This is a genomic window from Pseudescherichia vulneris (assembly GCF_902164725.1).
Lineage (GTDB): Bacteria > Pseudomonadota > Gammaproteobacteria > Enterobacterales > Enterobacteriaceae > Pseudescherichia > Pseudescherichia vulneris.
In genome coordinates this window covers 3729374-3730755 of the sequence record NZ_LR607338.1, presented here as the reverse complement: position 1 = coordinate 3730755, position 1382 = coordinate 3729374, and the positions used below count along the sequence as shown (strand labels likewise).

General features: G+C 43.6%; 2 protein-coding genes. One reads left to right on the top strand and one right to left on the bottom strand.

Features of this window, described 5'->3' with window-relative positions; translation table 11 throughout:
* The first annotated feature begins 99 nt into the window (after positions 1–99).
* The gene (gene catA, locus FN633_RS15480) at positions 100–777 is read left to right on the top strand and encodes a type A chloramphenicol O-acetyltransferase (RefSeq protein WP_154058319.1); all 678 of its coding nucleotides are present in this window, start codon (positions 100–102) and stop codon (positions 775–777) included.
* Positions 778–871: 94 nt separating this feature from the next.
* On the opposite strand, the gene FN633_RS15475 is transcribed toward catA, so the two are convergent.
* The coding region (locus tag FN633_RS15475; protein ID WP_154058969.1) for an EAL domain-containing protein at positions 872–1382 on the bottom strand (511 nt) is incomplete at its 5' end.

The following is a 1382-nucleotide window of genomic DNA, read 5'->3' as shown; positions in this document are numbered from 1 at the left end:
GATGCGTTCTCCACCAGAACGGGTTAAGCCATGTATTTTTTTTACCCACAAAAGCGTAGACTGACATCTGATAGGTAATTTATAAACAAAGGTTAAAAAATGAAAAAAACAACCCCGGAATATACGCCTGTTGATTTGTCTCGCTGGGCACGGCGGGAGCATTTTGAAATATTTCAGTCGTTTGCTGAATGTACTTTTAACCAAACCGTCCTTCTGGATATTACCGCGCTGCTAAAAAATACAAAGCAAGCTGGCTGGAAATTTTATCCTACTATTATTTTTCTTCTTTCTAAAGTCGTAAACAGTCATGCAGAGTTCCGCATGGCCATAAAGAATAGTGAACTTGTTATATGGAATGAAGTTCATCCAAGCTACACCATTTTCCATAATGAAACGGAGACTTTTTCATCATTATGGAGTCACTACGATGGCAATATTCATCACTTCCAAAAAACCTATTCTGAAGACATGGCACAGTATCGTGATAACCTCTCTTATTGGCCTAAGGCGGAATCTCGGGAAAATGTATTTTTCATATCGGCTATTCCTTGGGTAAGTTTTACCAGTTTCAATACCAATGTTGCTCATATGCACAACTTTTTTTCCCCGATGTTTACGCTTGGGAAATACTACCAACAGGGTGATAAAATATTATTGCCTCTCGCCGTTCTGGTAAATCATTCCGTGTGCGATGGTTTCCATGTGGCAAGACTGATCAATGAGTTACAAGAGATGTGTGATGACATACTGCACCTTTCAGAGGCACACAAAATTTGATGGGCCAGACGTGTTTTACATAGAGGGGGCAGCAAAGATAGCGGTCATGCCTGGCTTGAGCTATAAATTCACAGGCAGGAAGCACATGTTCCCCTCATCCGTTTCTGATTTTCTCATCGACATAAGGCTGAGGTTTACCAAACAGATAGCCTTGTGAGAAATCACAGCCTAGCACCTGAAGGCTTTCCAACTGCTCCTGAGTTTCAACACCTTCTGCAACGGCCTTCATATTAAGGGATTTCGCCATGCCGGTGATGAGCCTGATGATATTAAGGGCGTCTTCCTGTGTTGATAGCGAATGCACAAAGGACTTGTCTATTTTGATTTTATCGAAGGCAAGCCTGCTGAGTCGCGAAAGAGAAGAATAACCGGTACCAAAATCATCGATGGAGATTTTCACCCCCAGCCCTCGCAGCATGTTGAGCGTATTCATCGGCGTATCACTCTCAGTAAAGAGTGAGGATTCAGTCACCTCCAGTTCGAGACGCTCAGCGGGGAGTCCCGTTTCGTTCAGAATGGATAGCACTATCCCGGCAAAGGCGTTGCTGCTGAGCTGGACAGGGGAAACATTGACTGAAATTTTAGCGGGGTGATCTTGACCCGCC

What these genes read in the sequence shown, in the direction of transcription:
- catA (WP_154058319.1), top strand. Translation starts at nt 100, where the DNA reads ATGAAAAAAACAACCCCGGAATATACGCCTGTTGATTTGTCTCGCTGG.